10 protein-coding genes and 2 pseudogenes are annotated in these 20,450 nt (G+C 37.4%); 9 read left to right on the top strand and 3 right to left on the bottom strand.

What is annotated here, in order from left to right; genetic code table 11:
- The first annotated feature begins 237 nt into the window (after positions 1 to 237).
- The 6 genes from ACFIJ8_RS06865 (at position 238) to ACFIJ8_RS06840 (ending at position 7,603) form a co-directional block, all read left to right on the top strand.
- Complete coding sequence (locus tag ACFIJ8_RS06865) at positions 238 to 1,863, top strand: ABC transporter substrate-binding protein (RefSeq protein ID WP_375639258.1); 1,626 nt, start codon at positions 238 to 240, stop codon at positions 1,861 to 1,863.
- A 374-nt stretch (positions 1,864 to 2,237) separates the two neighbouring features.
- Positions 2,238 to 3,839, top strand: a complete 1,602-nt coding sequence (locus tag ACFIJ8_RS06860) for an ABC transporter substrate-binding protein (protein WP_375639257.1) — start codon at positions 2,238 to 2,240, stop codon at positions 3,837 to 3,839.
- Positions 3,840 to 3,951: 112 nt separating this feature from the next.
- Entirely contained in the window at positions 3,952 to 5,025 is a 1,074-nt protein-coding gene (locus ACFIJ8_RS06855; RefSeq protein WP_015856298.1) for an ABC transporter permease, read from the top strand.
- Between the two features lie 2 nt (positions 5,026 to 5,027).
- Positions 5,028 to 5,957 carry an ABC transporter permease gene (locus tag ACFIJ8_RS06850; RefSeq protein ID WP_015856299.1) on the top strand — a complete coding sequence of 310 codons (930 nt, stop codon included), beginning with the start codon at positions 5,028 to 5,030 and terminating at the stop codon, positions 5,955 to 5,957.
- Positions 5,950 to 6,834, top strand: a complete 885-nt coding sequence (locus ACFIJ8_RS06845) for an ABC transporter ATP-binding protein (protein ID WP_015856300.1) — start codon at positions 5,950 to 5,952, stop codon at positions 6,832 to 6,834. Before ACFIJ8_RS06850 ends, ACFIJ8_RS06845 begins: the two co-directional genes overlap by 8 nt.
- On the top strand, positions 6,821 to 7,603 hold the full coding sequence (locus tag ACFIJ8_RS06840; RefSeq protein ID WP_375639256.1) for an ABC transporter ATP-binding protein: 783 nt from the start codon (positions 6,821 to 6,823) through the stop codon (positions 7,601 to 7,603). The genes ACFIJ8_RS06845 and ACFIJ8_RS06840 overlap by 14 nt, the downstream gene beginning before the upstream one ends.
- A gap of 659 nt (positions 7,604 to 8,262) precedes the next feature.
- On the opposite strand, the gene ACFIJ8_RS06835 is transcribed toward ACFIJ8_RS06840, so the two are convergent.
- From ACFIJ8_RS06835 to ACFIJ8_RS06825, 3 genes and pseudogenes are all read right to left on the bottom strand, one after another.
- Positions 8,263 to 8,991 carry an autotransporter domain-containing protein gene (locus ACFIJ8_RS06835; RefSeq protein WP_375639255.1) on the bottom strand — a complete coding sequence of 243 codons (729 nt, stop codon included), beginning with the start codon at positions 8,989 to 8,991 and terminating at the stop codon, positions 8,263 to 8,265.
- A gap of 123 nt (positions 8,992 to 9,114) precedes the next feature.
- Entirely contained in the window at positions 9,115 to 13,356 is a 4,242-nt protein-coding gene (locus tag ACFIJ8_RS06830) for a right-handed parallel beta-helix repeat-containing protein (protein WP_375639254.1), read from the bottom strand.
- Positions 13,357 to 13,955: 599 nt separating this feature from the next.
- Positions 13,956 to 17,366 (bottom strand): annotated as a pseudogene (locus ACFIJ8_RS06825) (autotransporter outer membrane beta-barrel domain-containing protein).
- A gap of 801 nt (positions 17,367 to 18,167) precedes the next feature.
- Here ACFIJ8_RS06825 and ACFIJ8_RS06820 point away from each other — a divergent pair.
- The 3 genes and pseudogenes from ACFIJ8_RS06820 to ACFIJ8_RS06810 all read left to right on the top strand — a co-directional run.
- Entirely contained in the window at positions 18,168 to 19,298 is a 1,131-nt protein-coding gene (locus ACFIJ8_RS06820) for a metallophosphoesterase (protein WP_375639253.1), read from the top strand.
- A 651-nt stretch (positions 19,299 to 19,949) separates the two neighbouring features.
- Entirely contained in the window at positions 19,950 to 20,330 is a 381-nt protein-coding gene (locus ACFIJ8_RS06815; protein WP_375639252.1) for a hypothetical protein, read from the top strand.
- Positions 20,331 to 20,343: 13 nt separating this feature from the next.
- Positions 20,344 to 20,450, top strand: a pseudogene (locus ACFIJ8_RS06810) (phage tail protein); the annotation flags it as partial.

Below are 20,450 nucleotides of genomic sequence, written 5' to 3'. Positions count from 1 at the left end.
ATCGTATGCAAAGAAAGGTTATGAAAGAATGTGATACTGGTTAGAAAAACATATATTTCATGTTCGCTATGGTTTGATTGAGATGTAAGTCAATGAATTTATAAAGTAGATGACTCTGTATAGGCGATTAGAATGTATTTGTTCAATGTGTATAATTATAAAAATGTGTATAATTATAAATTTGCCATGTTATTTCAGCGTCATTAATTAATAAAAAATAAATAAAGGGAAACGTTTATGAACTCGAAGAAAACAATATTGAAAAGTAGCAGCTCTCTTGTTGCTGCTCTTGTGGCACTGGGAGTAGTTGTACAACAGGTTTCAGCAAAAACACCGGCTAATACTCTTGTGATGGCTTGGAATCTTGATGCAATCAGTACATTTGATCCTGCCCAAAGCAATGATGTTTATGCAAGTGAAATTATTGGAAATGTTTGTGATAATTTGGTCAGTACAGCGACAGATGATCCAACGAAAATAGTTCCGTCTTTAGCAACACATTGGGATGTTTCAGGTGATGATCACAGTACGGTGATTACCTTTCATTTGCGCGATGGTTTAAAGTTTAACGATGGTAGATCAGCCAATGCCAATGATCTTGTTTGGGGTATGAAGCGGATTGTCAAATTGCAGATGGCTAATGCGGCAATTTTTAATGAATATGGAATTACAGAACAAAATGTTAATGATGCTTTGCAAGCTGTTGATGAGAAAACAGTGGTAATGAAATTTGATAAGCCTTATCCAGCAGAGCTCATTCTGAATAATGTTGTTGCGAGTCGTGCGACAGCTTTGCTTGATCGTAAGACGATCATGAAACACGAAAAAAATGGTGATTTGGGAAATCAGTATTTGAAAACTCATGCTGCTTGCGTTGGTCCTTATCAGTTAAAAAGTTGGCGCCCTGGAGAAGCGATTTTATTGCGTGCAAGCTCTCATTATTGGGGAGAAGCACCTAAACTAAAGCAGATTGTAATTCGCCATGTTGCGGAGCCTGGAACACAGCGCTTGTTGTTGCAAAAACATGATATTGATGTTGCTCGTAATTTGACACCTGAAGATCTGGCAGATTTGCAAAAAACAACAGATGTTAAAGTTGAAAAAGTGTTGGTGCCAACCATGATGTATTGGGGATTCAATACGACGAATCCCATTTTTGCTAAGGAAAAAGTGCGCTTGGCGATGCGTTATCTTATAGATTATGAAGGTCTTGGCAAGAAGCTTCTCAAAGGGATTGGTATCCCACGGGCAAGTTTTATTCCTCTTGGCAATTTTGGGGCTTTGGATGAAAAAGAAGGGCAACCCTTTAAGCTTGATATTCAAAAAGCCAAGCAGCTTTTAGCAGAGGCCGGTTATCCGAACGGATTTGAGGCAAATTTTCTCGTATCAAACACTCCTTATACTTTATTACTTGCTCAGTCACTCCAAGATAGTGCTGCGCAGGCGGGTGTGCGTCTTAAAATTGAACGATTGGCAGGTACACAGTTGTTTTCCAAACTTTATGCTCGGGCTTTTGATACAATTTTTGTTGGATGGAATAATGATTCTGCGGATCCTCATACAATGGCTTCACGTCTTGTTTATAATCCAGATAATCGGTTTGAGGCAAAAAATACAGCTTATCCTAGTTGGCAGCATGGGTATTTTGATGCCAAGATGAATCAAAAAGTTGAAGAGGCGTTGTTTCAAAAAGATCCGCAAAAACGGGCGCAAATATATGCTGATTTACAACGTGAACTTATGCAAAAAGGACCTTATGCGTTTATTTACCAGCAATATAGCGTTATAGCGATGACACCGGATGTCAAAAAATGGGTTTGGAATAGTGCACCGCGTATTTTTTATAGTAAAATTGAAAAATAAAAGTGTCTTTTCGTGTTATCAAAGGTAAAAATAGCTTGATCATAATTGCATGATGAAAATATTCTTTCACGTAAAAGTTCTTCAGTTTTTTTAAGGATGAAACTGTGATGGATGTTTGTGCTGTATATGATGGAGGTCGTTTATTAAGGAGGGATGAATATAGAAAGTTATATTGGAGAAGATCTTTGTTTGTGGCTACAAGTTCTCTGCATCCCGAATATAGATTGATGTATGAGAGAATTATTTTATAGATGCTTAGTTTGATTAAATGAAGTTGATGTTTGATACTATGCTGTTTAAAAGATGAAAGAGCAAAATCACAACGGCTATGTGTGAAAAGGCATAAGAATATAATAGGAAAAAATGGGAAAAAAATGTTGAAAAAATTTTCTGTTTTATTAGGCATAACAGCTTTTTTAAATGGGGCTATAGCATCAGCATTTAGTGCTTCATCTAAAGATATATTGGTGATGGCATGGAATATTGATTCAATGAGTAGTTTTGATCCAGCGCAAACTGTTGAAGTTGTGACGAGTGAGTTATTGACGAATATTTGTAGCGCGTTAGTGCAATATGATGAGCATGATCCTACAAAAATTCGCCCTGCTATGGCAAAATCTTGGGATGTTTTAGATAATGGCAAAAGAATAGTTTTTCATCTTCGTGATGATTTAAAGTTTAATGATGGAAGAACAGCAACAGCGCAAGATTTGGTATGGTCGATGCGGCGGATTATTAAATTAGGATTGAGCTATGCCCAATCTTTAATGGATTATGGATTTAATAAAAACAATGTTGAAACAAATATTCAAGCTCTTGATGATAAGACTTTGCAATTAAAATTAGATAAACCCTATCCTATTCAGCTCATATTGACTGTTATTGGACAGTCTTATGCTTCTGCTTTGCTTGATCGGAAAACAATTGAAGCGCAGAGTATTAACGGTGATATGGGGAATAAATATTTAGCGACACATTCGGCTTGTGTTGGACCTTATAAATTGGTGAGCTGGTCTCCAGGAGATAAAGTTGTATTAGAGGCTACACAGCATTATTGGGGCGATGTGCCTAAAATTAAGAAGATTGTTGTGCAGCACGTAGCAGATTCATCAAGTCAAAGACTTCTTTTGGAAAAAGGTGATGTGGATATAGCACGTGATCTTTCTTCAGAGGACATTTTAGATATTGAAAAAAAGGGAGGCCCCGTCAAAATTAGTCGTGTTTTGCGCCCCCAGATTATTTATCTATCATTAAATAATAAGAATGCAATTTTTGCAAACGAAAAGGTCAGATTGGCACTTCGTTATTTGGTTGATTATGAAGGTCTTGGAAAAACTGTTTTGAAGGGGATTGCTATTCCGCGGGCAACTTATATGTCCTTGGGTGTTCCTGGTGCTTTGGATGAAAAAGAAGGTCTGCCTTTTAAGTTGGATTTGAAAAAAGCAAAACAGTTGATTACTGAGGCTGGTTATCCGAACGGTTTTAAAGCTAATCTTTTAGTTGGAAGCCTTAGTTATATGTCGTCTGTTGCACAGTCTATTCAAGCCAATGCACGTAAAATTGGTGTTGAGCTGACAATTGAAAAAATGGCACAAAATCAATTGTTGAGCCGTGTACGTGGTGGAAATTATGATACTGCTATTATGGGGTGGGGGAGTGCCGATCCTGATGGACATCCTGCCTCATTAAATCACGTGTTTAATCCTGATCCAACATTTACAAAAAAGCACAATATGTATTTGGCTTGGCGCGCTGGGTATTATGATGAAAATATTAATAACATGGTGATGGATGCTTTGTTTGAGAAAGACCCCAATAAGCGTATCATGCAATATCGTACTTTACAGCATTATGTGCTAGAGCATGGTCCTATGGTTTATTTATTTCAGACATATTATACCGTTGGTATGGGACCTGATGTCAAAAAATGGATTTGGAACAGTTATAGACTTTATTACAATGAAGCAGAAAAATAAAAAGAAGCATGTTATAGAGAAGGATTGTAGAACATGCTTAATAAGAGGTTGTTTCGTTATATAAAAAAAGGTATTTGCTTTATGTTTTGTCGCTACAGAGGGGATTTTTATAATGGTTTTGCCACTTTCAGAGACTGAAAGAGCTGTATCAGAAAAGCAGAAAAGATTATTTTTATGGGATTTTTTATGCAAAGGATTGAAACTTCTTATTTCAGTTTTTATCACATTGCTTGGGTTGGTGACGATCACTTTTTTTCTTGGTCATCTTCTTCCTCTAGATCCAGTTCTGTCTATTCTTGGTGATAATATCAGTCAGGAAGCTTATGATGCAATGTATTATAAGCTTGGTCTTGATAAGCCGTTGATTGTTCAATATTGGAAGTATCTTCATAATGTATTTTTATTTGACTTTGGAGATGCTTTAACTTCTGGGCGTCCTGTTCTAGCTGATATTATGCGTGTATTTCCTGCAACATTAGAGCTTGCAACCGTTGCTATTGTTATTGGCACAAGTCTTGGAATTCCATTTGGTGTTTTTGCAGCAATGTATCGCGATTCATTTATTGATTATGTTGTTCGTGTTTTTACACTTGTAAGTTATTCTACTCCAACGTTTTGGCTCGGTTTAATGGCTTTGTTAATATTTTACGCCAAGCTTGGCTGGGTTGGTGGTCCAGGACGTATTGATTTTCTTTATGAATATTCTTTCGAACCAAAAACAGGATTTTTCCTTTGGGATACTGCAAGCCAAGGACAATGGGAGGCTTTTGGTAATGTTTTTAGTCACATTATTATGCCTGCTTTGATCTTAGCTTTCGGTGCTATGGCTTATATTAGCCGTATGACTCGTGGGTTTATGATTGAGCAGCTTAATCAGGAATATATCATTACTGCACGTGTAAAGGGGTTATCGTGGGCGCGAACGGTATGGGGACATGCCTTTAAGAATGCTGCTGTTCAGGTTATTACCGTTGTTGCGCTTTCTTATGCTTTTTTATTAGAAGGGGCTGTTTTAACGGAGACAGTTTTTGCTTGGCCTGGTTTTGGACATTACTTGACAAATGCTCTTTTAGCCGGAGATATGAATGCAGTTGTAGGATGTACTTTACTTGTAGGATTTATCTTTGTCGCCATTAATTTATTTTCTGATTTGCTTTATCGCATTTTTGATCCAAGGACACGTTGAATATGACAGTAAGTAATCATCATAAATCGCAATCATCATCTTTTTTGGGCGGTTGGTTAAACGACCCTGTTCCAAGCTCCATAATTCAGGCGAACATACAAAGAATTTATCACGCACTGGTTAAGTTTTTTCATAACTTTTCGGCTGTATTCGGTCTGCTTATTATTTGTATTATTATCATATGTGCATTTTTTGCTCCTTGGATTGCTACGCATGATTTTCTTAGCAATGATCTAGGGCATCGGTTGCAGCCACCCTCTATGGCGCATTATTTTGGAACAGATGAATTAGGACGTGACATTTTTAGTCGCCTTGTTTTTGGTTCCCGTATTACTCTTTATGTTGTTTTTCTTACAACTATTATTGTAGGTCCAATAGGGCTTATTGTTGGAACTGTATCTGGTTATATGGGCGGATGGGTTGATACTGTGCTCATGCGCATTGTCGATATTTTTCTTGCTTTTCCAGGTTTGATTTTAGCTCTTGCATTTTCAGCCGCATTGGGACCAGGGATTGAAAATGCTTCTATTGCAATTTCAATTGCAGCATGGCCTCCAATTGCACGTTTAGCACGTGCTGAGACTTTGACAATACGTTCTTCTGATTATGTTTCTGTCGTTCGCTTGCAAGGGGCTTCTGCTTGGAGAATAATTTTGTTTCACGTTGCGCCCATGTGTATTCCTTCAGTGATTGTACGATTAACTTTAGATATGTCTGGAATTATTTTAACGGCTGCTGGTCTTGGTTTTTTAGGATTGGGAGCTCAACTTCCAAGTCCTGAATGGGGTGCGATGCTTTCTTCAGGGCGGGAATTTATGATGACAAATTGGTGGTTGGCGGCAATACCAGGCTGTGCAATATTATTTGCAAGTCTTGCTTTCAACCTTTTAGGTGATGGTCTTCGTGATGTATTGGATCCACGCAATGGGTAATAAATTATTAGAAGTAGAAGATTTACGTATTTCTTTTCCTACAACGCGCGGCATTTCAGAAGTTGTGCGTGGCGTTAGTTTTTCTGTTGGAAAAGAAAAAATTGGAATTGTTGGTGAATCCGGATCTGGAAAATCGATGACTGGGCGCGCAATACTAAGGTTGAGTCCAAGAGCAGCCATTGTTAAAGCTAAAAAAATGCGCTTTGAGGATGTTGATTTATTGACCGCAAGTGAACCTCAGATGCGAAAAATCCGCGGGAAGCGTATTTCAATGATTTTACAGGACCCAAAATATTCACTTAATCCATTAATACGGATTGGTGAGCAGATTATGGAGGCTTACCGTATTCATTACCGCGTTTCAAAAGTTGAAGCGCAGGAACGGACTATATCTATGTTAGAATCTGTTCATATTCGTGATCCTGAACATGTGATGCGCCTATTTCCTCATGAAATATCAGGGGGGATGGGGCAGCGTGTGATGATTGCAATGATGCTCATTCCAAAACCTGATTTAATTATTGCCGATGAGCCAACATCTGCACTTGATATTACGGTCAGACGACAAGTTTTATCTGTATTAGATGAACTTGTGACAAAATCTGGAACGGGACTTATTTTCATTAGTCATGATTTGAATATGATTGCTGATTTTTGTGATCGTATTTTGGTGATGTATGCAGGCCGTGTGTTAGAAGAGTTGCCTGCTTCTGATTTGTCTCACGCTTGTCATCCTTATACGAAGGCATTGCTCGCGAGTTTGCCACGGCTTGATAATCCTGTTGATGTTTTGGCTGTTCCTGAGCGTGATCCTGATTGGTTACATAATCCTACGATTGTTAATGGTGTTGAGGAGGTTCCTCATGACAAATTGTGAGAATATTATTGATGTTTCTAATTTATCTGTAACTTTTGGTCATAGGCATAAGGCAGTAACAGTTGTTAAAAATGTTAATTTTCATATTAAGCGTGGTGAAGCTTATGGTTTGATTGGTGAATCCGGATGTGGAAAATCAACAATTTTGAATACATTGGTGGGGCTTATTCCAGATTATAGTGGAAAGTTCCTTTTTGCTGGACAAGAAGTCGAAAAGAAAAGAAGTAAGGATTTTTTACGCTGTATTCAAATGGTTTTTCAAGATCCTTATGCATCACTTCATCCAAGAAAAATGGTCCATACGGTTCTTTCTGAATCTCTCAAAATCCATGGGATGGATAACCGAAAGGAGCGGGTGGAGGATGCTTTAGATTCCGTTGGTTTAGATTCTTCATTTCTTTATCGTTATCCTCATGAGCTGTCTGGAGGGCAGCGTCAGCGTATTGCTCTTGCACGTGCTTTAATTATTGAACCAGAGGTCTTGTTGCTTGATGAGCCAACATCTGCATTGGATGTGTCGGTACAGGCTGAAATTTTAAACTTGTTGAAATCGTTGCGAGCGAGAAAAAAGCTTACTTATTTGATGGTATCCCATGATCTTGCTGTTGTTGCACATATTTGTGAACGTGTTGGAATTATGCATAAAGGGATTATTCTTGAAGAGCTTAGCAATGATGAATTGCGTAATCTACATGCGCAACACAATTATACAAAGGAGTTTTTTGAAGCAAGTATAGAGCCTATTGTCCATAGAGAGCAAAGAGCATGATCAATTTTACAGAAGAGAAAATGCAATTTTATTTGTTTTGAAGTTTCTGGAGATGTTTGGCGGCATTGTTAAGAGGGAAGGGGATAATAGGATTTTTTCAGTATGAATTTTCTGGGCAGTGTTTGAGCTGTAATATTTTAAATCCTATTAGAACTCCCATTTTGAAATATACGAATGACTTATAACATACATCTCTTTGTTTGATATTATTGCATTATTTTTTACTTATCATTTTATGTTCAAAAGTTTTATTTTGGGATTTTAAGCATTAAATTTGTGAGAAATAACAAAAGATAGTAATGTTGTATTTTCTAGAAAAGCTTCTCATTATTTTACAATATCATTTTGTTTTTGGTTGTTCTCTTTTTTACAGTTTTATTCTTTATAAAAAGAATTTTTTGTAAAAAACATCCAATGGTCAATCACAGTCTTCAAATATTTCGCTGTTCTCTATTTAAAACAGCGCTTAAAAACAGCTTATAATAAACCAAAAAGGCAGCAATATGCTGCCTTTTTGTTAAATTGAATAGGCTATTTTTTACAGTCTTGATTTAAAACTGATAGAGTATTCCTCCTGAAAAGCTTGCACCACTTATACCAGTTTTTTGAAGCTTTTGTTGATAGCTGACATCACCATGAAGGGAGAGGTTAGCGGACAATTATGCACTAATACCAAGCCCACCTTCAACGGAACTTCCCGAGGGGTCACGTTTATAATACTTATCAATATGGAATGTCTGATCATCACCAAAGGTTTTGATTAAGTTTACTTTTCCATAGAAAGACATAGGACGGCTGTTTTCAGTGGCAATGGTTTTTGTCAAACGTCCACCAACACGGATCATCCATTGAGAAGGATTTTGCATGTCAATGGTCAGATTATCAGCATCTTTAATGGTATCAAACATCAAATGTTGATAGGCAATCTGTGCCTGTGGTTCGAATGTTACGCCTTGAATACCCGTTGCAAATTGTTTGCCAACAGTTGTGGAGATCGCCAACATTTTTGCATTTTTCAATTTTGCGGTTGTATTAATGAGGGCATTGGTGATCTTTCCCTTTAGGAAGCCATAGGATAAACAGCGTATCAAGATAGAAACCACTGTCACGCTGTTTACTGCCATAGGCGGTGAGTGAAATGACCATTTATTCAATATGCTCTTACTTGCTGTCTTGCATATTCTTTGGAGTGCAAAGAGAGTTGTCCATAGGTTTCTATAAGACCAAAATGTGTTGTAGATATTTTTCCTTTCTAGCGCGACAAAGTTAACAGCTCCTTGTAGAGCAGCATAACGAAGATGAGTACTGCTATAACCATATCTACTAGAAGTACTACTTATCAAAAAATAAGCTTCCTGTTTTTCCATAGGTGTATAAGAAAAAGCCATTCCGTTTGTCTTATTCTTTCCTTAAGACAAATGTTGCATATTGGTTAACAGTTGCACTTTGCTTAGCCATATCGGTCAATCCAGCATACAAGAGAGCACTGGGCATGATCAAAGAGTTTGTATTTATGGCACGATGTTTTTTACTTTTGAGTCGCTATCAAGCAGTACTGGTTGCAAGCGAAAATCCCAAAAATTTTTATTTTCTCCTAAAAGGTTTTGTTCAGTATTTGTTTTACTGTGGTTTGATTTTGGTCCATAAGCTTTCAGTATATATTTATAAGGTGAACCACTTATTGTGATATAGCCATTTGCAAGTTTGAAAGAGTTTTGATTTACTTTTCCAGACACTTGAATGAGTGAAAGACCACGTACACTGGTAAGAGCAGAAGTGTCTGCTTTAATATTGTTCTTTTCTAAATGTCCAGTGATATAAATCAGTGTAGTCCCTGAAACATCACCGTGAATCAGAAGATGGTCAGCTTTTTGTTTGTTTACGGCAGCGCTATCACTCCATTCGACATTGAAATGAATTTCTGCTTTTCCTGTAGCATTGTAGACTTTTTTAGTATTTGGTCTGCCAGATCCTATGTGCAACGTGTGATAATGATCTTCTGTTGGCTCTTCAAAAACAATAGAGCTGTCATTGATGTTAAGGACAGAAATATCAGAACGTACTCTTTGAGCAATATCAAGCAGTTGTTCGTTCTGGCTTTTTTTATTTGTGCTTGTTTTCAATGTCCATTTCGTATTGTTTTGCAAATCAAAGATTGTTTTGAATTTTTTTTCGGTGCTCACTTTGCCGTCTAAGACGGAGTGATCGGCGTTTAGTGTAAAAGTGAAATCATTTTTTTTCGTTGAAGCTTCGGTTACTAATAAAACATTGGCACGGATTTCTGAATTTTTGAGATTGACTTTACCAATTGATTCATTTGCATTAATTCCAGTACCATTTTTAATGTGAAGTTTTGTATTGGTTAAATTGATTTCTGATGTTTTATTGTTCTTGGATTTTTCAAATGCTATACCTCTATCTTCTGCTGTGGCAGAAACATCTGTCACATCAATATGTCCATTATTATTTACAACAAATGCACTATTTTCGGCAATTACTGTTCCTCCGATCATTTTAATCATCCCGCCATTTTCTGAAGAAAGTCCGATCTCAGCATTTTTAATCGTTGTATGGCCATATAATTCAACTAGACTGCTAACATCTTGGCTTTCCGCACCGGATCCGTTGCTATCTGCTGTTATTAGAGTAACATTCGTGGCTTTAATACGTCCACCGTTTTGGGCAGATAATGCAGTAGTTTTACCTTGTACTGTTCCTCCCGTTACGGTAACGACGGATTTTGAGTCTTTTGCATAGAGTCCAGCGTCGTCAGATGATGTAATTTGAGTATTGTCAGTTAAAGTAATGGTACTGCCGTTTATGGCAGATATTGCTGCACCTTCTGCGTTAAATGATCCTCCAGAAACTGTTATTTGAGAACCATTATCTGAAATTATGCTATTGATTGCTTGCGGAACGGTTACATTTTCTAAAGTAATGGCACTTTTTCTTGCAATTATTGCGTTGATCAGTAGTGTATTGTCCTTACTATTTAATATCGTTACATCTTTCAGTTTGTTATTGCTCTTATTTTTTAACAAATGAACGCCAGATTCGGAAGCAGTAATTGTTCCTCCGATCATTTTGATTGTACTATCGTTTTGCGCATCAATTCCGATTTTAACGTCACTGATCGTTGTATTTCCAAGCAATTCAATCACACTGTTAGAGCCAGAGGAAGCTGCACCAGCAGCTACACCACTGCCATTATTAGTTGCTTTTAAAGCAACATTTGTAACCGTAATATGGCCACCTATATCTGCTTCTAAGGCTGTATATTTTCCTGTCACGCTTCCTGTTGTCATTATAATCGTGGATTTTGAGTCTTGTGCATAGAGTCCTGCTTCATCATATGACGTAATTTGAGCATTGTCCGTTAAGGTGATGCTGCTGCCGTTTTGAGCACATATTGTTGCATAGCTTGAATCAAATGATCCTCCAGAGATTATTATGTTAGAACGATTATTTGCAATTACGCTGTTGCCTGTTTGAGTCACTTTTACATTTTTTAAAGTGAGTCTACTTTCTTTCTCTAGACGTATTCCGTTGCCTGAATTTTTATCTTTACCGGTTGATATTATTACATTTTCTAGTTTATTTTCGGTGCTCTTACTGTTCACGAAGCCAACACCAGTTGCAGAAGCCGTAATGGTTCCCCCTATCATTTTAATTACGCCATCATTACTTGCCAAAAGCCCGACAGTAGCATTCTTAATCGTTGTATTTCCATATAATTCAATCATACTATTAGCGCTATCAACTCCTGCTCCTCCCCCATTGCCATTTGTTGTTGTTAGAGAAACATCTGTGACCTTAATATGCCCACCGTTTTCTGCATTTAATGCTAATTCTCCGGTTACTGTTCCCCCCGTCATTGTGATGGTAGAATGTAAACCATTTGTATAGAGTCCTTTGCTATTCGATGATGATGATGTAACTTGCACATTGCCTTTTTTACTACTAGTTAAAGTAATGTTACTACCGTTTCCAGCGTATACTCCTACGGTTTTCCCCTCAAATGATCCTCCAGAAACCGTTACTTTAGAATGATTATTCGCAGCTATGCCGCTTTTTGCCTGCGTAACTGTTACATTTTCTAAAGTGACTTTACTTTCCTTGTCGGCACCTATTCCTGTGATTTTAGGCTCTTTATCGTTACTGCTCGATATTTTCACATTTTCTAGCTTGTTTTCATCGCTCTTACTATTGTAGAAACCAGCACCGGTTTCAGAAGCTGTAATGGTCCCTCCGATCATTTTTATCATTCCACTGTTTTGTGCATGAAGACCGACTACAGCATTCTTAATTGTTGTATTCCCATGCAATTCAATCATGCTGTTCGGACCGCCGGCGACAACTGTTCCGATTTTATCATTCGTCGCTGTTAACGCAACATCCGTGACCTTGATATGTCCACCGTTTTCTGCAACCAACGCCATTTTTTCTGTGATTATGCTTCCTCCCGTCATTTCGATTGTGGTTTCTGAATCTGTTGCATGAAGTCCAGTGCCATGAGATGATGTAGCTTGAACATTGTTGGTCAGAGTTACGCGACTGCCATTGTAAGCAGATATTGCTGCCTTTGTGGCATCAAATGACCCTCCCAATACCGTGATTTCAGATTTATTATTTGCAGTAACGCTATTCATTGCCTTAGTCACTTTTACATTTTCTAAAGTGACTTGACTGCCATTGTATGCAAATACACCACCGGATAGTGGTGCTTTTCCCTTGCCACTTGATATTATTATATCTTTTAGCTTGTTTCCAGCGTTCTTACTATTATTGAAGCTAGCACCAATATAGGAAGCGTTAATGGATCCTCCAGTCATTTTGATCATAGCATTATCTTTTGCAAAAAGTCCACCTCCATCACCGCTAATGGTTGTATTTCCGAGCAACTCAATTATGGTATCAGAATTGTAAGCATTGACAGTGAAAGTTGGGCTATTTATTATTTTTAAGGACACGTCTGTGACTTGAATATGGCCACCTTTGGTTGCAGATAATGCGGCATCTTTTCCTGTTATATTTCCTCCCGTCATTGTGATCTTGGCTTTTGAGCCTTCTGCGTAGAGACCAACGTTATCAGATGATGTAATTTGAGCATTGTTAGTTAAAGTAATCGTGCTGCTGCTTAGAGCATGTATTGATGCGCCTTTTGCATCAAATGATCCTCCAGAGATTGTGACCTTAGACTGATTATTTGCGACGACGCTATTCATTGCCTTACTCACTTTTAGATTTTCTAAAGTGATTTCACTGTCTTTGTCTGCAACTATTGCAAAATTTAGTGGTGCTTTGCCTTTGCCACTTGATATTATTATATCGTTTAGCTTGTTTTCAGCATTCTTACTGTTCAAGAATTTAGCGCCAGTGTTGGAAACTGTAATAGTTCCCCCAGTCATTTTTAGTGTAGCACCATCTTTTGCTACAAGACCGAAGAAAATGCTAGAACCAGTTCCTTTAATGGTTGTACCATCCAGTAATTCAATCGTAGTGTTAGAACCTTCAGCTGTTATAGCGTGCGTATTTGTACTTATATTGGTGTTTGTTTTTTTGTTTCCGATTATCGTCAAATGCTTGCCGATAATTTGGCTACCTTTTTTTGCGTGAATAATTTCATAGGTTTCGTTGGAAACTTCTTTTTTACTTTCTGAAATTTCAAGATTTTTAGCTTGTGCATTAAGATGGATACCAGACAGTACAACTGCCACAATTGCTGTGCAGGATAGAAGAAATTTTTTAGGCATCAATCCACTCCTTTTAAAGCCCCCAACATTCATTTTCCCGCCGACTTTATAAGAAGAAGTGAAAATAGATGGTTTTCAATAAAATAACCGATTCAGCCTATTTTGTTTATTATTACCTGTCAAATTAAAGTATATGATAATATAATTTATATTCAATTAAAATGTATTATTAAATAATAATTCTTTTTTTAGCTTATTATTTAGTAATTAAATATTTATTATAAATATAAAATGAATATTCAGCAACAATATTTTAAGTGAATTTTAGCTTATGTAGATTTTTGTTGAAGGCGCATAATATCGGTTACAATTTTTTCCGCATTAAGGAAAAAGGGGAGGGCAAGCGCTGTTGGGAGCAATAAGCAAAAATGAAAAAAGTTTCCTCATTTTGGATTTAAAACGCGTTTTCTGTTTAAGATAAAGAATACTGCTTGATGTGTTTTTACAAAGCGTAGCATTCTTCTTGAATGTGTCGCATGAATTTGTGGAGGACTCTTGTTATGTTTATTGTATCTGATTGAATAAGTTTCGTAGAAGAATGTTCTGCGCTGCCTTTTTTTAAATTGAATAGAATGATAGGCTATTTTTACAGCCTTGTCTTAAAACTGATAGCGTATTCCACCTGAAAAGCTAGCACCACTTATACCAGTTTTCTGAAGCTTTTGTTGATAGCTTACATCACCATGAAGGGAGAAATTGTGAGACAGTTGTGCATTGATGCCAATGCCGCCTTCAATTGCAGGTCCCATAGGATCAAGGTCAAAGTCTCTACCAATATGAATGGTACCATCATCACCAAAGGTTTTGATCAAGTTTACTTTTCCATAGAAAGACATAGGACGGTTGTTTTCAGTGGAAATGGTTTTGGTCAAACGTCCACCAACACGGATCAACCATTGAGAAGGATTGTTCATATCAACGGTAAAATTATCAGCATCTTCAATGGTGTTAAACATCAAATGTTGATAAGCAAGTTGTGCTTGCGGCTCGAAGGTTAAACCTTCCACACTGGTTGCAAATTCTTTGCCAACAGTGGTGGAAATACTCAACATCTTAGCATCGTTCAACTTTGCAGTTTTGCCAATAAGAGCATTGCCGATATCTCCTTTTAGAATTCCATAGGATAACAGTGTATCCATATAGAACCCATTGTCATGCTGCACGCTGCCATAAGCTGTTAGTGACCATTTATCCAATGTGCTCTTACTTACATCTTTCATATCCTTTGGTGTGAACGACAGCTGTCCATAGGTGCCTACAAGACCGAAATGTGTTGTGGTATTTTGTCCTTCTAATGCCGCTAATGTGACACCGGCTTGGAGAGCAGCATAACGAATATCAGCACCGTAACCGTATTTGAGAGGTCCGCGTTCAGAAGATAAGGTTCCTGTGCTTCCATAGGTGTATAAGAAGAAACCGGTTTGTTTTTCTTCTTCTTTTCCTGAGATGGATGTTCTGATATTGGCTAAGAGCGCGTTTTGTTTAACCATATCTGTTAATCCTGTACTGAAAAGAGCAGTTGGCATGACCAAATAGTTTGCTGCCTGTGGTACAAGAGCAGCCACACTTGGTTCAGAGCCAGAGCCAGAGCCAGAGCCAGAGCCAGCAGAGCCAGAACCCGAACCAGTGTCAGTTTCAATAATTTCAGGTTGCAAACGGAAATCCCAGAAATTTTCATTCTTTTCATCAAACAGGTTTTGCGCAATATTGGCTTTGCCTTGGCTTGAGTCTGGTCCATAGGCACGTAGTGTATACATATCCGGTAAACCACCTCTTGTGGTATAGCCATTTACAAGTTTGAAAGAGCTTTCTTCTGCTTTTCCAGAAACTTGAATGAGTGAAAGACCACGGACATTGGCAGCAGCAGAGGTATTTGCTTCGACATTGTCATCTTCTAAGCGCCCCGTAACATAAACTGCTGTCGTTCCTGAGACATCTCCATTGATCAAAAGTCTATCGGTTTTTTGGTCATTTATTGCAGCACCATCACTCCATTTTGCGTTGAAGTGAATCTTTGCATCACCCGTTGTGTTGTAGACTGCTGTGCTGTTTGGTTTACCAGAACCTATATGCAATGTTTGGTAATGATCTTCTGTTGGTTCGCTAAAAACAATGGAGCTGTTGTTAAGGTTTAGCACAGAAACATCAGAACGAGATCTTTGAGCAATATCAAGGAGATTGCCATCATCATCTTTTTCGTTTTTGCTGATTTTCAACGTCCATATTGAATCGTTTTTCAGATCAAAGTGTACATTTCTGTCTTTAGCAATATTCGCTCTGCCTTCCAGAGTAGACTGATCAGCGTTTAATGTGAAGGTGCCGTTGGAGATCTCTTTTAAACCCACTTGGTCCCAAAACTCTTTGTCTTTCCAATAAATGCCGTTTCCTAGTAAAATATCAGCATGGATTTCTGAATTTTTGAGATTTGCTGTACCGATTGCCAGATCTGCATTATTTTCAATATCGTTGTCAGTGAAGGCTCCAATAAGAATTCCAGTACCATTTTTAACGTGAAGTTTTGTATTGACCAAATTGATTTCACTGCTTTTACGTTTTTGGGGATTATCGGGATCTGTGTAAGAGAGAGACATGATCTGCAAACCACCGATTTTTGCTGTTGCAAAAACATTTGTCACATCAATATGCCCGCCGTTTTCTGTATACAATGCAGCTTTTTTTCCAAACACTGTTCCGTCTGTCATTGTGATTTGGGATTGTGGACCGCTTGTATGGAGTCCACTGCCATCAGATGCGTTAATTGTAGCATTGTCTTTTATGATAATGGTGCTATCACTTTGAGCATATGCCCCTGAGGTTTTTACATTGAATTTTCCCCCTGATACGTTTATTTGAGAATTAAAAGCGGAGGCTATGCCTATATTTTCTTGAGTAACTGTTACATTTTTCAAAGTAAGGTTGCTGTCATGAGTGGCTACTACCCCGAAAAGTTGTTGGTCATCGTCTTTACCACTTGATATTTTCACATTCTCTAGCTTGTTCTCAGCGCTCTTACTGTTATTAAAAGAAGCGCCTATTATAGAAGCCGTAATAGAACCTCCAGTCATCTTGATCGTGCCGTTTGGTTGTGTAAAAAGACCTGTTGAAACATCTTTAATCGTTGTATTATGTAATTCAATTATGCTTCCAGAGCCATCGGCGTGTGCACCGTCTCCGATGCCATCTGTTGTTAGAGTAACATCCGTAATTTCAATACGTCCACCATTTTCTGTAAGTAATACGCTTTCATATCCATCCCAAATTCTTCTTATAACAGTTCCTCCTGTGACAGTTCCTCCTTTCATTGTGATCTTGGATTCTATACCATCTGCATGGAGTCCAGTACCATTAGATGATGCGACTGTAACATTGTTGTTTAAGGTAATGATGCTGCCATTTTGAGCAGATATTGCTGTATTTTTTGCACCAAATTATCCTCCAGAGATTGTTATTTCAGAACCATGATTTGCAATTACAGCATTGCCTGCTTGCATCACTTTGACATCTGTTAAATCAACGGTACTTTTGTCTGCTTTTATCCCAACGAGTAGAGGTGCTTCATCTTTACCACTCGATATTGTCACATTGTTCAGCCAGCTTTTTTTGTTTTCATTGTTCCAGAAGAGAGCACCAGTGTCGGAAACGGTAATGGTTCCCCCAGTCATTTGAAATGTAGCACCGTCTTTTGCTTCAACGCCTAAAGAAATGACAGAAGCAGTTCCTTTAATGGTTGTGTTTCCTTGTAACGTAATCGCACTGTCAGGGTTTTCAGCCGTGACAGCATAAGCGGTTTCGTTTTCGCTTGAATTTATATCTTTATTTCCGATCACGGTTAAATCTTTGCCGGTGATTTTACCGCCGGTTTTTGCATGAATAATCTCATAGGTTTTTCCGAGTTCGGATACTGTCTTTCCCTCAGAAACTTCGAGATTTTCAGCATGTGCATTGAACTGGATGTTGAATAGGATGATAGCGGCTGTAGCCGTGCATGATAAAAGGGATGTTTTATACACCAATATTCTCCTTATGAGAGCCCCAAAATATTCATTCTCCCGAAAACTTCATAAGAAGAAGTGAAAATGGATAGTTGTTATTAATTTCGATAATTGTCTTTAGTTTCGTAAGACATTTCTGGTTTTTTGTCAAAATTAAAAATTAACTGATATTAAGCTTATATGAATTTATATTTAATATATAATGTTATTATAATTAATTATATTGTATAGTTAAATTTATTGTAAATATATATTATAAGTAATTTAAATATTATTATAATACTTACATAATTTATATTTTTTTATAAAGTAATGATAATATTTTGTGTGATACTTATGCAGTTTTATATTTTATCAAAGTGAGTTATGACGGTAATACTCAAACACTGTTTCTAGCACTTTTGATTATTTCTACCTTATTTATCATAAGATTCTAACGTATTTGATCTTGATATCGAAAGGAGTTGACTATTTTAGCATACAGAACACGTTTTTTCTTATGTTGGGATATTTTAATAGGATACGAACATTTACTAAGTTTTTGATAAATAACTAGTTTTCGGTAAGCGGTTGATGTATCGATGACATTTGAAAGAACTAGAGCCCAAGCGTATAAATCTCAATCAATTAAAGTGCTTGAAGTTGAAGGTTTGAAACCAGCAGTGCTTTTATATCATCAAAGTGCACCTTCATTGAAGGATCATTGCTTTCGTTCTTTTGAATTTTTGACACACTCTTGACAAGAAAATCTAAAAAATTGCTTCTGAAGAATTTTTTATAATATAATAAAATATATAACGTTTTTATGGTGATAGGTTTATGAGATATAAAGTTGAATTGGTAATCACCGTGATTGCTTTTACTCTCTCTGGTTGTTTTAACCTTGATTCTGAAAAGTTAAAAAGGGACGAGAGGCTTTATCATGATGCATTCATGGGCTGGTCTATGAAAGAAAAGTCTCTTACAAAAAATTATACTGCTATCATCATGGCTGATCCGCAACCCTGGCGTTTAAACTCTGGTGATGCCAATGGAATATCAAACAGAGAGCCATGGTTAAAGATAAATGAGCAGGTTGCTGGTGTGATAAAAGCGCACAAGGCCGCGTTCCATATTGTCAATGGTGATCTGACGGAGTTTGGACAACAAAAAAACTATGATGATTATAAAAATATTTATAAAACTCTTGGAGCGCCTGTCTATGAGGGGCTAGGGAATCATGATTATGCCAATAATGTTGGTAATTGTACAAATCCTCAAGAATTCAGTTTTTACAAAGATGCTTGTGCTATAAGTGCAGTTTCAAGAATGGTATCGGAAATCAAAAAATATCGTAGTCAATTATCGCATTTCAATGCAGATGTTACTGAAAGTTTTGTTCCCATTTCGGGTGGAAATATTCGCTCGATAAGGGGGAGTTTGGGTTATTCTTGGGATTATGGAGATGTTCACTATGTGCAGCTTCACAATTATCCAAGCTATACGGTTCGTTTGATGGGACAGTCTATGCAGGTGCAAATCAATAAATCTTTAGATTGGCTTAGGAACGATTTAGCTGCTGCTGATGCAAGAGGTAAAGTGACAATCATTAATTTTCATGATGCGCGTGCTGCTTCCATTGATGGTGAATCCTTTTTTATTCGTAAAAAGAATGCTAAAGATTTGTCGGTCTTTAAGTCAATTATTACCTCTCATAATGTTAAGGCAATCTTCGTGGGTCACACGCATTATCAGTCTTATTGCCGTGCGAAAAATGATAAGTTTTTTGGAAATATCCCTATCTATACAGCTGGTGCGCTTTTTAATGGAGATTATTACCTCATAGAGGTAAAGGGAAAGACCATTCACGTTAAAGCCTATAATGGAGAAATAGGAAAACCGCTTTTAATTAAAGATCTTGGTGTTATAGGAAAAGACACCCAATTTTCCGCAAGTTGCAGTCAGTTATAATAGGATTTTTTTCTTTGTTTTAAGGATGAAGGAAAAACGTATTATATGTGCGGATTTGAAAAGCAATGAGAGTATCTAAGTGTCACTTAAAAGTAGAATGAAAAATCAAACATCTTTTTCATATTTTTTTCAAAAATGCTAAAATATCAGGTTAAGCGCTATAAGTGCAATGGTTTAATGTGAACTGAGATTTAATACAAAAGCTTTAATACAAAGCGGAATAATGGTTTGTTATTTTATTTTTCTTTTCTTGTTAGGCTTTCATCTTTGAAGAGAAGAGGAGTGTGTCGAGGAAGTATTCAGAATTACCAAGAAAGCTTTTTGTTTTGATCAATTTTTTACTTATAATCTTCAAACAATTGATGTTTTGTGATGCTGTACAATTTCTCTTGATTAACCGTATGAACTTTTAATTGTATTACAATTTTATCTTCTTCTTTTATACGTAAGTAAATAGATACAATACGATACAAATATTGGAGTCTGTTTATATTGGTTATGGTCTCACGCAATTATCCTTAGATGACACTCACATGTCTTGACAGTTTTATCTTTGCTTGGAGAGAAGTGTAAAAAGGGGATTTTAAGAAGTTTCAGTTTAGAAAGAGCTTTTTTGCTCGCGAAAAGCTCTCTGATGATGCCAAGGCCGGTATGGAACAAGCAGGGGAGGATTTGGCCAATTGGATTGTCGATGGCTTTATGGCACCCATCACAAGGTTGAGTGATTTTTTTAAATCTTTGCCAAGCCGCATCAGAGAATGGATTGGCAGTGTTGATTTATCGGACCTTTTCCATTTGCCAAGTTGGCTTGGCGGCAAAACAGCCATTCAACCGATTGCACAATTTGCGGGGGCTGGTCATGCAAATCCATTGGGTAGCGAACAAAGAGGCAAAGAGCGTTCCACCATCACCCACAATCAAAATGTCACGGTGCATGTCAATGGCGCTCGTGACCCTGTTGCCACCGGTCGTGCGGTTGCCCACGCCATTCAACGGGCACGCGCTAATGCATTGCATGGCGGGACAGAATGAGGGGAGGGAGGCTATGAGAGATCCTTTGATGATGTTAGGACCACATCAATTTTATGTGGACTGGCTGAATTTCCAATCCTTTGAAGAAGAGTTTTCTGCCTCATGGGTTTGTATGGAGCG

The organism is Bartonella sp. MF74HXZ, assembly GCF_042194445.1.
Taxonomy (GTDB): domain Bacteria; phylum Pseudomonadota; class Alphaproteobacteria; order Rhizobiales; family Rhizobiaceae; genus Bartonella; species Bartonella grahamii.
The sequence above is the reverse complement of the archived record's forward strand: the minus strand, read 5'-3'. Positions and strand labels throughout refer to the sequence as shown.